Here is a 13,462-nt window from a genome sequence, read left to right as displayed (position 1 = left end):
CGATCTGTTTTTTAATCTTTGGGTCTATCAATCACGGCGACGGTCAAACGCGATGTACAAATGAGCTGTTGCCGTTCATCGCTAATATCTATTTGCCAAACCTGTGCGCTTAACCCTATGCGCACTGCTGTCGCTTTACCGGTCACCACGCCTTTTTTTACACTGCGTAAATGGCTAGCATTTATTTCTAACCCGACGCAAATTTTATCCTGTGCCACAACTAAATTAGCTGCAACACTACCCAGCGTTTCGGCTAAAACAAGCGATGCGCCGCCATGTAATATGCCATAGGGCTGTTTTGTATATTGATCTACAGGCATTGTTCCTTGTAGATAATTATCACCAATTTCAGTATATTCAATCCCCAAATGAGAGATAAGAGTATTCTCACTAAAGGTATTTAAACGCGCTAAGTTGGTATCTTTTTTCCAAATCGACATCTATAAAATCTCTAATAAAGCTTGTATTGGATGTTTTAATGTCTGTCCTTCCATGCGTTTAACTTGGCTACGGCATGAATAACCTGTGGCTAAACAGTCCGCGCGGTCACGCTTAGCGATTTCTTCTTCCCAGCTAAGACTGTAAATCGCTTTTGAATCGGCAAGATGTCCTGCGTCATGGCCATAAGTCCCCGCCATACCACAACAACCAACAGCAACATCAGTCAACGTAGCACCATAATGTTTAAAGATACTCGCCCAGTCACCAGCCGATCGTGGCTCAGCTGTTTTTTCTGTACAGTGGCCAAACAAAAAGTACTCTTTTCCGGCAACCGTTTTAGCTTCACCTTGTAAACGTGGAGCTAACCATTCTTGAACTTGTAATACCTTGAAATCACCACGTTTATCATCTAAAGCACGTTTATATTCATCTCGATAACAAAGCACCATCGCAGGATCACTCCCGATCATCGCAATATTAAGCTCGTTCATCTGATTTAAAAACTCAGCACTGCTAGAGGCCGTTTTTGCAAATTCGGTTAAGAACCCCTTAATATGCTGTGGTTTCCCATTGGGTTTAAAGGGTAATAATACGGGTTTATAACCCAGCTTTCTAACACATAGCATTAAATCACGCACCACATCCGCGTCATAAAAAGTAGTAAAAGGATCTTGTACAATCAGCACATAAGATTCTCGTTCTTTATCCGTTAAAGATTGCAGCTTGCCAAGATCAAACTCGCTGATATCTTCTCTGTGCATTGCCGATTTTAAAGTTGGGAAAGATAGAAGAGGAATATCGACCATACCAACAAACTTTTCAGTCAGCGTAGCGGTTAGTTTCATCTTCAAAAAAAAGTTAAAGAAACGTGGTGACTTACCCATTAACGGTGCATATTGCTCAACATAAGCCACGAAATAATCTTTAATAGGACGTAGATAGCTACTGTAATAAATATGCATAAAGCGCGAACGGAAGCTTGATACATCAACTTGAATTGGACATTGGCTCGCACACGCTTTACATGCCAAGCAGCCTTGCATTGCCTCCATCACCTCATCTGAAAAATCATATTCTCCTTTACGCTTGCTCTGCGTATTAAAGAATTTTTTAAATACACCGGCATTTTTCCCGGCATACAGATCATTTTCCAACTGCAACACATCAATCTCATTATTGGCTAATTGACGCAGCCATTCACGCATTAATCCAGCACGCCCTTTTGGCGAATGAATACGATTGCTCGTTAACTTAACCGAAGGACACATAGGCGATGTTGTATCATAGTTAAAGCACAAACCATTGCCATTACAGTCCAATGCTTCGCTGTAACTTTCTCGCACTTGGATGGGGATTTGTCGGTCAAATGTTCCACGCTTAACTGCATCGACACTAACTAATGATTCATTCGATCCCATTGGCGTGCAAATTTTGCCTGGGTTAACTCGGTTAAAGGGATCAAATGCGGCTTTAATTTTGCGTAATTCGGCAAATAGTTCCTCACCAAAAAATTCCGGGCTATATTCACTGCGGAAGCCTTTACCATGCTCTCCCCACATTAAGCCTTTATATTTAGAGGTTAGCGCCACCACCTTGTCTGAGATCTCCCGCATCAGTTTCTCCTGACTTGGATCACACAGATCTAATGCAGGACGCACATGTAATACGCCGGTATCAACATGACCAAACATGCCGTAATACAAGCCTTTATCATCTAATAACTGACGAAATTCAATAATGTAAGCCGCTAAGTTTTCTGGTGGCACACAAGTATCTTCAGTAAACGGTATGGGTTTAGCTTTACTTGATGTTTTGCCTAATAAACCAACCGCTTTTTTACGCATAGCATAAACTTTATTAATGTCCGCAAGTTGATCACAAATCTGGTAGCCAATGACACCGGCTTCTTTATTGGCAATTAAGGCATCTAAATTTTTAGCTAATGCCGCTATTTTTTTAGCTTGAATATCCACGTCATCATCAGAAAATTCAACAATATTCAAACCATCAACAACTTGCCCTGGTACATCACTAATCAATGATTTAATGCTATGCCAGATAATATCTTCTTTGGCCAAGTTCAAGACAGTCGAATCAACCGTTTCCACAGATAAAGCATTTGCTTTCACTAAAAATGGCGCATTTTGCAGGGCTGATTGGAAACTATCGTATTTAATATTAAATAACGTACGATAAGTCGGAATTTTTTGGATATGTAATTTAGCTTCGGTAATAATGGCTAATGAGCCTTCTGCGCCACATAAAATACGCGTTAAATCAACGGTACCTGTTTCTGCATCATAAACATGTTTTAAATCGTAACCGGTCAAAAAACGGTTTAATTTTGGAAAACCATCTTCAATCTGTTGTTGTTTAAGTGAGCAAGTTTCTAGGATTTGCCGATATATTTTACCAATACTATCTTGACGTCCTCGTTGTTCAACTAATTCAGCACCTCTAATCGGCGTACTGTCTAAAACCACCCCATCAACTAATACCGATTTCAAAGCTAAAACATGATCGCTGGTTTTACCATAAACAAGAGACCCCTGACCAGATGCATCACAACTAATCATACCGCCAATTGTTGCCCGGTTACTGGTCGATAACTCTGGCGAAAAGAATAGATTATAAGGACGTAAATAATCATTTAGCTGATCTTTAATCACCCCCGTCTGTACTCGTACCCATCCCTCTTTTTCATTTAGTTCGAGAATGTTATTCATATGGCGAGAAAGATCTAAAACAAGATCATTGCTTAAAGACTGCCCATTAGTGCCCGTACCGCCACCGCGCGGAGAGAAACGAATTTCAGAAAATTTTTCTAATTGTGCCAACTTGCAAATTGCAACAATATCTTGAGTCGATTTAGGAAAAATAACCGCTTGTGGTAAGCATTGATAAACACTGTTATCTGTAGCTACCGCTAAACGGCCGGCATAACTTTTTTCGATTTCACCGCAATAATCACTTTCGCTTAAGGCGTTTAAAAATTCAAAGTAATCTTGCTTAATATTTTCTTGGTGAGTTAATTTTGGAATCATCTCTAAAGCATCCTGGTCCATTGTTGAAGGTGAAATTTGCCACTAAAAATAGCGGTGAATAATAGCACAATTTAAATAAAGGTTTGCGAGAAAAATTTTTACGGTTACAGCTTGATATTCGCTATAAAAACAGTCGATAAAGATCATGAATATCAATAAAAGTAATTGAAATGATTTAGGGTTAGAACATAATGCCTTAGGCAACTGATTCTAACCGCTCATTATCAAATTAATAAGCTATAAGTGATGATGCATCCCAAAGGATATTTCAAATAAAGGAATAGTAATATAGATGAATAGGGCAACCAATCAAACAGCAAACGAACCGGATCACTATGCGACCAACTTAGCCGTCATCAACAAAGTAAATACAGTGACAACGACTGAAAATATTTACAATAATTTAGGCGTCTTAATAGTAGCCAAAGGCACTGAAATTTCGGCTCATGCATATCAAATAATAATTAAGCATAAATTACAAAAGCCAATTGAAAACAGCATACAGCTTGATAACACGCTCACTCCAGACAAAATTTATTTGCAGTTTACAACCTTAACGTTATCTTCCGAACTAAAAAGTATTCTTTGTAACAAAATGAATATTGATAAATTTATGGTTCACTGCCAGCAACTACAAGAATACCCATTGCTTTTACAAAAGTTAACTGTACTGCAAGCTCGTTTTCCTACTCACTACCGCAAAACCATCTATGGCGCTTTATTTTCACTGTGCCTTTGTTACGAACAAAAATTATCCTATGACATCAGCAATAATACTTTTCTTGCTGCATTATTTAGAGACTTAGGGTTATTGCATATTGATGCCATGGTGGTCGATGAAAAAGGGAAATTAAGTGCACAGTCATGGAAGTTACTACAAGGGCATGTTCCTATTGGTTACAATGTCGCAAAATTAATTCCAGGACTTGCTAAAGAAGTCGCTAGGGCAGTGCTAGAACACCATGAGACCACTGATGGTTTTGGTTATCCTCTTTCTAAAATTGAAAACAAACTATCATTGGAAGGGCAAATCGTTGCTTTTGCAGATACTTTTGTCGCTCTTTTTCAAAAGCATATATTTCAATATGGTCGTTCTATCAGTGATTTGATACCTATTTTACAGATAAATTCCGGCGTAAATTTGCATCAAAACACGCAGGCCGCATTGCGTTTAATTAGCGCCTATTCAACGCCAACAAATACAATGAAAATTGATGCTAAAACAATTCAATTAGGAAAAAGTCTATTGCAACGACAACCTAAAATCAGCAGGTGGTTTGAGAATGCATTACAGTTTCATAAACTACTAGCAACTAAGCATCCCAATTGTAATTTACAAAGCACCACAAAATTTTTTGAACGGCAACAAGAAATGTTATCACGCTCAGGAATATGTGATGCTCTATTCCTCGACTGGTTGAGATCTTTAGATTTAAGCCATCTCAACATACAGGATGCATTAGAAATACAAAAGTCGGAGTTGATGCTAAATGAAATTTCATGGCAATTTGAGCAACTTCTTAAAATATTTAAAGCCATTGCAATTGAGGTGAAAGCATCCAGTGAGGAATTAATTACTCTACGGACTAAGATTGATCTACTGCAAAACAGTTTAAGGTAACTCAAACTTATTGAAAAAGTCTTCATCTCCGATCTCACTTGCAAATAGTCCATAAACTGCGTTTTTCGCAGTGTCCACAGAGTATTCAACGGTAAATGCACAATCTTCAGGAACGTATACAAAACAACCAATAAAAGCATCTCTATTGGTAATATATGCAGCGAGTCAGCGCTTGCATATGGCATAAATAGACTATCGATAAATGGCATTAAAATCGCAATACAAATAACTTTGCCTGATTCGACTAGAGGTTTCATTACGTCTTGAATATTAAGGTGAAACCATAATTTTTCGAGTATCTCTGTACCACTACACGCGGACATTTTTTATTGCCATAATTCCCCTTTCTACCTGGACACAATCTATATCCCCAGCACACTTATTATCCTCTTATTCTTGCTCTAAAAAATGCGTTTGCTTTTCTATTTATCGCTATTTTTGGCAAATCAAAAATGGCCATCACCTGTAAATAATCGCTATGTGAGAATGATTAAATAAGATTAATACTAAGGGAATGAAAAGAGGAATAGATTAGGCCGTAAATAAGCGAAAAAATATTATCTCCATATGCGGATATGGAGATCTACAATCGCTTAATTTATTTCATTCATTTTGAAAGCGGTTAACCGTAATAAAGCTTGTTCAATCACTTGAAATGAAACCCTTTCTTGGATCTCGTCGATTTCTAAGTTATTAAATAACTCACCTAAAAATACGCAGATATAGGTCAGTGGTGCCACTGCAAATAGCTTGGGATTGGCGATAAAATCACATCCGCACGTCGCCATCCATATGGGATCATCATGTGTATCCATAAATTTGGTTTCTAAAATAGTCTCTTTTAAATGCGTCAGTAGCGCAGTTGTATCTGATTGTTTAGCTTTAAATGTAGCGCTCAGTGCGGCTAACGAGTTGATCGTTTTCTGGTTTGGTAAAATATTAGTAGTATGAATGTTAGACATTATCAATGTCTCCTCTAATTTCAATGACAAAAGCGAAACGTTTACATCCATGTCGTCGCTCCGTTCTTCAGATGCTGCTGCTGTTGTTTTTTTTGTTGACTAAAGCAATACATATAGATTATATATTTACATCAACAATAGCCATACCAAAATAGTCAAATTATAGTCTTTGTGACAGATCCAGATTATTTTAAATAAAGGAAGCAGAAGGTGCGGACTTAGTCTCAGAATGAACTAAGCAAGAGACAAAAAGCGACGAACCTATACAAGCTAACCTTTATATCCTTGGAAATGGCCAATATAGCTAAGCTTAGAAATTTATTTTGTCATCATAGAGCAATTTATATAGCGCTATTTTTAATAGAAAATACACGGCTAATAATGTTCGCTAGTTAAAATCTATAATTTAGTCTGCTTGCGCAAACGCTCTCGGTAATGCTCTTTTGCAAGTTTTTGCATATCGGCAACTTGATCACTTTCATCAATAATTTCACGCCCGAGCAGGGTTTCCATGACATCTTCTAAAGTAACAACCCCTACTGTTTGACCAAAACGATCGTCCACCAAGAAAAGCTGCTCATGGCGTTTAATAAATAGATCTAACGCATTTAATACAGGGAATTCTTTTGAGATACGATAAAAAGGCTGCTTGATATCTTGCAGTTGTTTATCACCTTGCCCATGTCGTTCACATTCATATAATTGCCCTTTAATTATCATGCCAGTAATTCTATCAATACTCTCACTATAGACAGGTATGCGGGTGAAAATTGCGGTTTGCGCGGCGCTTAATGCTTCCTCCACCGTCATTGTTTCAGGCAAGGCATGCATTACCGTGCGCGGGGTTAAAATATCTTCTACTTTGGTATCTCGTAATTTAAAAATATTTTCTATTAATAGGTTCTCTTGAGTCACTATCCCCCCCTCTTTATAACTCAGGGCGGTAAATGCCAAGATTTCTTCTCGACTAATGGTTTCATTTTTATTGCGGCGAAATAGCGATGTGACACGCGTAGCTAACCAAACCAACGGAAAGGTTATTTTAACTAAGAAAGAGATACAGTAGGCAGAGGGTAGCGCAAGTTGCCGCCAAAATGTTACACCGAGTGTTTTTGGGATAATTTCAGAAAAATACAAAATAGCCAGAGTCAGCGAAAAAGCAATTAAAGTTTCCCATTGCTCACCATAAACACGAACAGCTTGAGCCCCTACCCCAGCGGCCCCCATGGTATGTGCAATCGTATTTAAAATAAGAATGCTGGAGATGGATTGATCAAGATTCAGCTTGGTCTTAGCTAACAACTCACCTGCTCGGGGATTTTTTTGTCGAGTTTGCACAATAAAGGTTGCCGTGACAGACAATAAAACCGCCTCTAATACCGAACATACAAACGACACACCAATAGCAATCATGATATAGATAACGAGTAATGTCATTATACTTTGCCTACTCTTTTATAAAGTGATTTACAGGCATCTGTAGCTAAACTTTTTATTCTCCACGCAGTATCACTATTTGGGGGTAATTTTCTCTTGCACTAACCCTTTCATATTATCTAACAGATCGATCGGCATCGGGAATATGATAGTTGATGTTTTGTCATTAGTTATTTCTGTTAGTGTTTGCATATATCTTAGTTGTAGTGCATTAGGAGCCTGATTTAATACCAACGCCGCCTGTTTTAATTTTTCAGAGGCTTCCAATTCTCCTGTTGCATGGATAACTTTCGCTCGTCTAACCCTCTCCGCTTCAGCTTGTTTTGCCAATGCACGGACCATGCTTTCATCCAGATCAACATGTTTGACTTCAACCGTGGCTATTTTTATCCCCCAGTTATCGGTCTGCTTATCTAAAATAACTTGAATATCTTTATTTAATCGATCCCGTTCGGACAACAATTCATCAAGCTCATGCTGCCCTAATACAGACCGTAGTGTGGTTTGCGATAACTGACTAGTTGCTTCAAAATAGCTTTCCACATTGATGATGGCCATTTGCGGATCCACCACTCTAAAATAGACAACAGCATTAACTTTCACTGAGACATTATCACGCGTGATCAAGTCCTGAGTCGGTACATCTAAGACGATGGTACGCAAATCAACTCTAACCATCTGCTGAATAACTGGGATTAGAATAACTAAACCAGGACCTTTCACGCGCTCAAAGCGGCCCAGAAAAAACACCACACCACGTTCATATTCACGCAATACTCTAAGCATACTCATCAACAGTGCAACAATAAGAATAAGCACACTTATCACGCTATAAATCATCATTTTTTTACTCCTTATAAGTTTATATTCTGATCAGCTTAAGAGTGCACCTGCAGGCATAAACCAGATACCTTTTGAATCGTAACTTGGTGCCCAGCCTCAATCTTTTCGCTACTACTTGCCTGCCAGATTTCGCCACTAACACGCACCCATCCCCGCCCCGAATCAAAATCATCAATCGCGATAGCATATTTCCCAACCATGCAATCAACGCCCGTACTGGCCTTTTTGCCCTGAATCTTCAATAGCAAAGTGAGAATAACAAAAGTAAAGAAGATAGAAACAACGGCAAAGCTTGCAATAAGTGGTCTTGCTATTTGAAAAGCGGGGAGATCACTGTCCATTAGAAAAATTGATCCAAAAATAAATGAGACAATCCCACCAAAGCCTAAAATACCAAAACTGGGACTAAATACTTCCGCTATAAATAATGCGATGCCCAGTAGGATAAGCGCTAATCCAGCATAATTTAACGGTAACATCTGCAGTGCATACATGCCGAGCAAGAGACAAATCCCCCCTAGCACCCCCGGTAAACCAATACCCGGATTATAAAATTCAAGTAATAGTCCATAGATGCCAATTAACATTAGAATATAAGCAATATTAGGGTTGGTAATGGTAGCCAAAAAGGAAAAACGCCAATCGGGTACACGTGTTACAATTTCAACATCCGTCAATGCCAGTACAGTGAGTTCCCCGTTGAGTTTTATTTGTCGCTGATCAGAAAATCTGATCAGTTGATCTAGATCGTCAGCAATAAAATCAATGACATTTTTTGCTAATGCCTCTTGTGCGTCCAGACTAGCGGCTTCTGTCACTGCAGTTTCTGCCCACTTTTCATTACGACCATGCAACTTTGCCAGCCCTTTAATATAAGCTGTCGCATCATTGATCGCTTTTTTCTCATGGGTTGTATTAGCTGTGACGTTTTTACTATTGACGGCTGAATCGTGGCTTGATTGTTCTTGTTTTGCGCCCGCTTCTTTTTCAGGCTCAGGTTCACTTTCTTGCATTCCGATTGCAACCGGCGTTGCCGCCCCTAAATTTGTTGCATTGGCCATTACTGCAAGATGGCTCGCCAGTAAAATATAGGTGCCTGCACTGGCAGCACGAGCGCCAGAAGGTCCCACCCAAGTCGCAACAGGTACAGAAGAGGTTGTAATAGCCTGAATTATTTTTCGCATCGACGAATCTAATCCGCCCGGGGTATCCATTTTAAGGATCACTAAACCAACATTTTGTTGCTTGGCTAGTATCAGTTCACGGCTTATATAATCAGAAGATGCAGGGCCAATCGCCCCCTGTACAGGGATAACCCATACCTCTTTGGCGATACTTGTAGAAGAAAAAAAAACGGAAATGAACAGTAAACAGACAGCTAAATTTTTCATTAACAGCCCTCCACAAATCCTGTCTATTATTTAAGCATAGTACAGTTTTACCTCTCCCCAAAAACAAAAACGCACTGTCCGAATAAACAAAACAGTGCGTGCTATATTTTAATTGAATAAAATGCCTCCAAAAAACTATCTTTTCATTTTTGCTAACAGTAGATTTAAGCTAATGGCCACCAGACCACATAGACTGACACCTTGTAAACTATAATGATGACCAAAACCAACGGCTATTTTACAATTTACAAAAACTATCTCTTCATTTTTGGTAACAGTAGATTTAAGCTAATGGCCACCAGACCACATAGACTGACACCTTGTAAACTAAATGCACCAAAGCCAAATGCCATGCCACCAATACCAAATACTAATGTCACGGACACGATACATAAGTTACGCGCATTTGAAAGATCGACCTGATGACGAATTAAGGTATTTAATCCAACTGATGCAATTGTACCAAAGAGCAAAATCATAATGCCCCCCATCACGGCAGTTGGAATGGTTTGTAATATAGCGCCAAATTTACCGACAAATGCAAGACAGATTGCAATCACAGCTGCCCACATCATAATTTTAGGATTAAAATTACGCGTTAACATGACCGCCCCTGTGACTTCGCTATAGGTGGTGTTTGGTGGCCCACCAAATAAGGACGAAACACTAGTTGCAAGCCCATCACCAAATAGCGTGCGGTGTAGACCAGGTTTCTTGAGGAAATCTTTGCCTGTTACATTACTGATAGCTAATATATCGCCCACATGCTCGACCGCGGGGGCAATAGCAACAGGGATCATAAATAATACTGCATGCCAGTTCCATTCTGGTGCGACAAAATTTGGCAAACTAAACCAAGGTGCCGCTGTGATTGGCGAGAAATCAAGTACACCAAAGAACAGAGACAGAAGATAACCAACAATCACACCACAAAAAATAGGTACTAATTTGAAAATACCTTTAGCCATGGTGGAAACCAATAACGTTGTAAGCAATGCAGAAAAAGAGATGATCATCGCTGTATTTTGCTCAATAATCACAAAACTACCATCACCTGCTTTACCGATTGCCATATTGACGGCAAGCGGAGCCAGCCCAAGACCAATCACCATAATGACAGGTCCTACCACAACAGGCGGTAATAAACGATGAATAAACTCTACACCACGCAGTTTTACTGCATACGCCATCACCATATATACTATACCCGAAACAAATAGACCGGACATGGTAGCGGGGATTCCCCAAGTTTGGATACCGTAAGCGATTGGTGCGATAAATGCGAATGAAGAAGCTAAAAATATCGGTACCTGTCCTTTTGTAACCAAGTGAAAGAGCAACGTACCAATACCAGCAGTAAACAGAGCAACATTCGCATCTAACCCTGTAATTAAAGGCATTAAAACTAACGCACCAAATGCCACGAATAACATTTGTGAGCCAGCTAAAATTTGTTGCGGTAAATTCAAATTTGCAGTGATATCTTCAACAGGTTTATTTAAATCCAAATCTAATTCTTGTCCTGAATTAGTCTGCATATTATTCTCCATCCATCTATTATTTATTTAAAGCGCGTTATTTAGTGCCGAATATTTTATCACCAGCATCACCAAGCCCAGGGACGATGTAACCGTGTTTATTGAGGTGATCATCAATTGATGCAGTGTAAACCTCTACATCTGGATGCGCGGCTTCCAGTGCTTTTAATCCTTCAGGTGCAGCGACCAGAATAAGGACTTTAATATTCGTACAGCCATTTTTCTTAATTAAGTCTAATGTTGAGATCATTGAACCACCCGTTGCCAGCATGGGATCAACAACAAGCGCTAGACGTTCATCAATTTGATTAACTAATTTGGAGAAGTAAGGAACAGGCTCAAGCGTCTCTTCATCTCGGTAAATCCCGACGACACTCACTTTTGCACTTGGCATATGCTCTAGCACACCGTCCATCATTCCTAATCCAGCACGTAAAATGGGCACTACAGTGGCTTTTTTACCCTTAAGTTGTTGTACGACTATCTGTCCATCCCAACCTTGGATAGTAACGTCTTCAAGTTCCAGATCTTTAGTCGCTTCATAAGTTAATAAGCTTGAGACTTCACGCGCTAATTCACGGAAACGTTTAGTGCTAATATCCCCTTCTCGCATTAAACCAAGTTTGTGCTGAACTAATGGATGTTTCACTTCAATTACTTTCATTTTTTTCTCCAAATTAATACAAATTTAAAAACCAGACAACACACTTTAAGAGTGCAGTTTATCCCAAGATTGTTATTGTTCACCAGCATGTTGAAAATCGTAGAATACATGTTCTATAAATTAATGGCATAAAAAAAGGGCGATAGTTTAGTACCACACCCCCCTTTACAGCAGCATTTAATACTTTTAGTTATTATTTAAATTGGTCGCACCAATTTGATGAATAGATAGATCCGCACCATTAAACTCTTGCTCTTCAGTAAGTCGAATAGGCATAAAGTAATTTACTGATTTATAGATAATGAAGCCACCAATTAGCGCGACTGATACACCCGCAATTGATCCAATCAGCTGACTGGTGAAACTCACTCCACCTAACCCACCAAGACGTTGCAGACCGAAAATACCCGCGGCGATCCCCCCCCATAAACCACAGACACCATGTAGCGGCCAGACACCTAGGACATCATCGAAGCTTGTAAATTTATTTTGTACATAGGTAAATAACCAAACAAATAATCCACCTGCAATTAAACCAGTCGCTAGCGCGCCAATGGGATGCATTATATCAGATCCGGCACATACTGCGACGAGTCCCGCTAATGGGCCATTATGAATAAAGCCGGGATCTTTTCTACCAACCACTAGGGCGCTAATAATACCACCGACCATTGCCATTAAGGAGTTCATCGCAACCAAACCGCTAATACCTTCAATCGCCTGCGCCGACATCACATTAAAACCGAACCAGCCAACAGATAGGATCCAAGCTCCTAATGCTAATAAAGGTATATTAGAAGGAGCAAAAGCGACTACTTTACCACCACGATAACGCCCATTTCGGCTACCTAAGACCACAATTGCAGCAAACGCAATCCAACCGCCCACAGCATGTACAACAATAGAGCCAGCAAAATCGTGGAAACCCGCATCAAAATTAACCAGTAACCAGTTTTGGAAACCCCAATTGCCGTTCCATACTAGTCCTTCGAAAAAGGGATAAACAACAGCCACACATAGCGCGGCTGCGACTAACATCGGGTTAAAACGTGCGCGCTCTGCAACACCGCCAGAAATAATGGCGGGAATGGCTGCAGCAAAAGTCATCAAGAAAAAGAATTTTACCAGTTCATAACCATTGTTTTGTGCTAGTACGGCAGCGCTATCGAAAAAAGTAACCCCATAAGCGAACCAGTAACCAAAGAAAAAATAGACCAATGCCGAGACAGCAAAATCTGACATGATTTTAACTAGGGCATTAACTTGGTTTTTATGGCGCACAGTGCCCACTTCTAAAAAAGCAAAACCGGCGTGCATAGCAAAAACCATTACAGCACCTAATAAGATAAATAGCGTATCGGCGCTGCTCACCAGCGCTGTCACGTGATTTTGAATAGACTCCATTATTTCCTCGTTGACAAACTAAATTAAAATTGGCCGAGATTTTAACTGATCAACACTGAAATTAATATTTTTTTAGTTATATACACGACAAAACGCGATAAAACATGACAAAGAACA

10 protein-coding genes and 1 pseudogene are annotated in these 13,462 nt (G+C 39.5%); 1 reads left to right on the top strand and 10 read right to left on the bottom strand.

What is annotated here, in order from left to right; translation table 11 throughout:
- Positions 1 to 11: 11 nt before the first annotated feature.
- On the bottom strand, positions 12 to 440 hold the full coding sequence (locus KSO91_RS06580; protein ID WP_238742166.1) for a hotdog fold thioesterase: 429 nt from the start codon (positions 438 to 440) through the stop codon (positions 12 to 14).
- Positions 441 to 3,485 (bottom strand): D-2-hydroxyglutarate dehydrogenase YdiJ, encoded by a 3,045-nt coding sequence (gene ydiJ, locus KSO91_RS06575; RefSeq protein WP_238742165.1) that lies wholly within the window; start codon positions 3,483 to 3,485, stop codon positions 441 to 443. It abuts the gene before it with no gap.
- A gap of 292 nt (positions 3,486 to 3,777) precedes the next feature.
- On the opposite strand from ydiJ, the gene KSO91_RS06570 reads away from it, so the two are divergent.
- Entirely contained in the window at positions 3,778 to 5,106 is a 1,329-nt protein-coding gene (locus KSO91_RS06570) for an HD-GYP domain-containing protein (RefSeq protein WP_238742164.1), read from the top strand.
- Here KSO91_RS06570 and KSO91_RS17855 read toward each other — a convergent pair.
- The 8 genes and pseudogenes from KSO91_RS17855 to KSO91_RS06535 all read right to left on the bottom strand — a co-directional run bounded on the left by KSO91_RS17855 (position 5,098) and on the right by KSO91_RS06535 (position 13,345).
- A pseudogene (locus tag KSO91_RS17855) lies at positions 5,098 to 5,429 on the bottom strand (oleate hydratase). The gene KSO91_RS06570 and the pseudogene KSO91_RS17855 overlap by 9 nt on opposite strands.
- Before the next feature lie 270 nt (positions 5,430 to 5,699).
- Positions 5,700 to 6,068: a hypothetical protein gene (locus KSO91_RS06565; RefSeq protein ID WP_238742163.1), complete on the bottom strand. Its 369-nt coding sequence runs from the start codon at positions 6,066 to 6,068 to the stop codon at positions 5,700 to 5,702.
- A 399-nt stretch (positions 6,069 to 6,467) separates the two neighbouring features.
- Entirely contained in the window at positions 6,468 to 7,505 is a 1,038-nt protein-coding gene (locus tag KSO91_RS06560) for a CNNM domain-containing protein (RefSeq protein ID WP_238742162.1), read from the bottom strand.
- Between the two features lie 75 nt (positions 7,506 to 7,580).
- Positions 7,581 to 8,348 (bottom strand): slipin family protein, encoded by a 768-nt coding sequence (locus tag KSO91_RS06555; protein WP_238742161.1) that lies wholly within the window; start codon positions 8,346 to 8,348, stop codon positions 7,581 to 7,583.
- 35 nt (positions 8,349 to 8,383) lie between these two features.
- Positions 8,384 to 9,739 carry an NfeD family protein gene (locus tag KSO91_RS06550; RefSeq protein ID WP_238742160.1) on the bottom strand — a complete coding sequence of 452 codons (1,356 nt, stop codon included), beginning with the start codon at positions 9,737 to 9,739 and terminating at the stop codon, positions 8,384 to 8,386.
- Between the two features lie 254 nt (positions 9,740 to 9,993).
- Positions 9,994 to 11,277, bottom strand: a complete 1,284-nt coding sequence (locus KSO91_RS06545) for a uracil-xanthine permease family protein (RefSeq protein ID WP_275113927.1) — start codon at positions 11,275 to 11,277, stop codon at positions 9,994 to 9,996.
- Between the two features lie 37 nt (positions 11,278 to 11,314).
- Positions 11,315 to 11,941, bottom strand: a complete 627-nt coding sequence (upp, locus tag KSO91_RS06540) for a uracil phosphoribosyltransferase (RefSeq protein WP_238742159.1) — start codon at positions 11,939 to 11,941, stop codon at positions 11,315 to 11,317.
- Between the two features lie 186 nt (positions 11,942 to 12,127).
- Positions 12,128 to 13,345 carry an ammonium transporter gene (locus KSO91_RS06535; RefSeq protein WP_238742158.1) on the bottom strand — a complete coding sequence of 406 codons (1,218 nt, stop codon included), beginning with the start codon at positions 13,343 to 13,345 and terminating at the stop codon, positions 12,128 to 12,130.
- Between the last annotated feature and the right edge of the window lie 117 nt (positions 13,346 to 13,462).

Origin of the sequence: Psychromonas antarctica (assembly GCF_022267535.1) — a bacterium.
Classification (GTDB): domain Bacteria; phylum Pseudomonadota; class Gammaproteobacteria; order Enterobacterales; family Psychromonadaceae; genus Psychromonas; species Psychromonas antarctica.
The sequence above is the reverse complement of the archived record's forward strand: the minus strand, read 5'-3'. Positions and strand labels throughout refer to the sequence as shown.

Bases quoted from the DNA above. Each gene is read 5' to 3' on its own strand.
- ydiJ (WP_238742165.1), bottom strand. From the start codon at position 3,485: ATGATTCCAAAATTAACTCACCAAGAAAATATTAAGCAAGATTACTTT.
- KSO91_RS06570 (WP_238742164.1), top strand. From the start codon at position 3,778: ATGAATAGGGCAACCAATCAAACAGCAAACGAACCGGATCACTATGCG.
- KSO91_RS06535 (WP_238742158.1), bottom strand. From the start codon at position 13,345: ATGGAGTCTATTCAAAATCACGTGACAGCGCTGGTGAGCAGCGCCGAT.
- upp (WP_238742159.1), bottom strand. From the start codon at position 11,941: ATGAAAGTAATTGAAGTGAAACATCCATTAGTTCAGCACAAACTTGGT.
- KSO91_RS06545 (WP_275113927.1), bottom strand. From the start codon at position 11,277: ATGCAGACTAATTCAGGACAAGAATTAGATTTGGATTTAAATAAACCT.
- KSO91_RS06565 (WP_238742163.1), bottom strand. From the start codon at position 6,068: ATGTCTAACATTCATACTACTAATATTTTACCAAACCAGAAAACGATC.
- KSO91_RS06580 (WP_238742166.1), bottom strand. From the start codon at position 440: ATGTCGATTTGGAAAAAAGATACCAACTTAGCGCGTTTAAATACCTTT.
- KSO91_RS06550 (WP_238742160.1), bottom strand. From the start codon at position 9,739: ATGAAAAATTTAGCTGTCTGTTTACTGTTCATTTCCGTTTTTTTTTCT.
- KSO91_RS06560 (WP_238742162.1), bottom strand. From the start codon at position 7,505: ATGACATTACTCGTTATCTATATCATGATTGCTATTGGTGTGTCGTTT.
- KSO91_RS06555 (WP_238742161.1), bottom strand. From the start codon at position 8,348: ATGATGATTTATAGCGTGATAAGTGTGCTTATTCTTATTGTTGCACTG.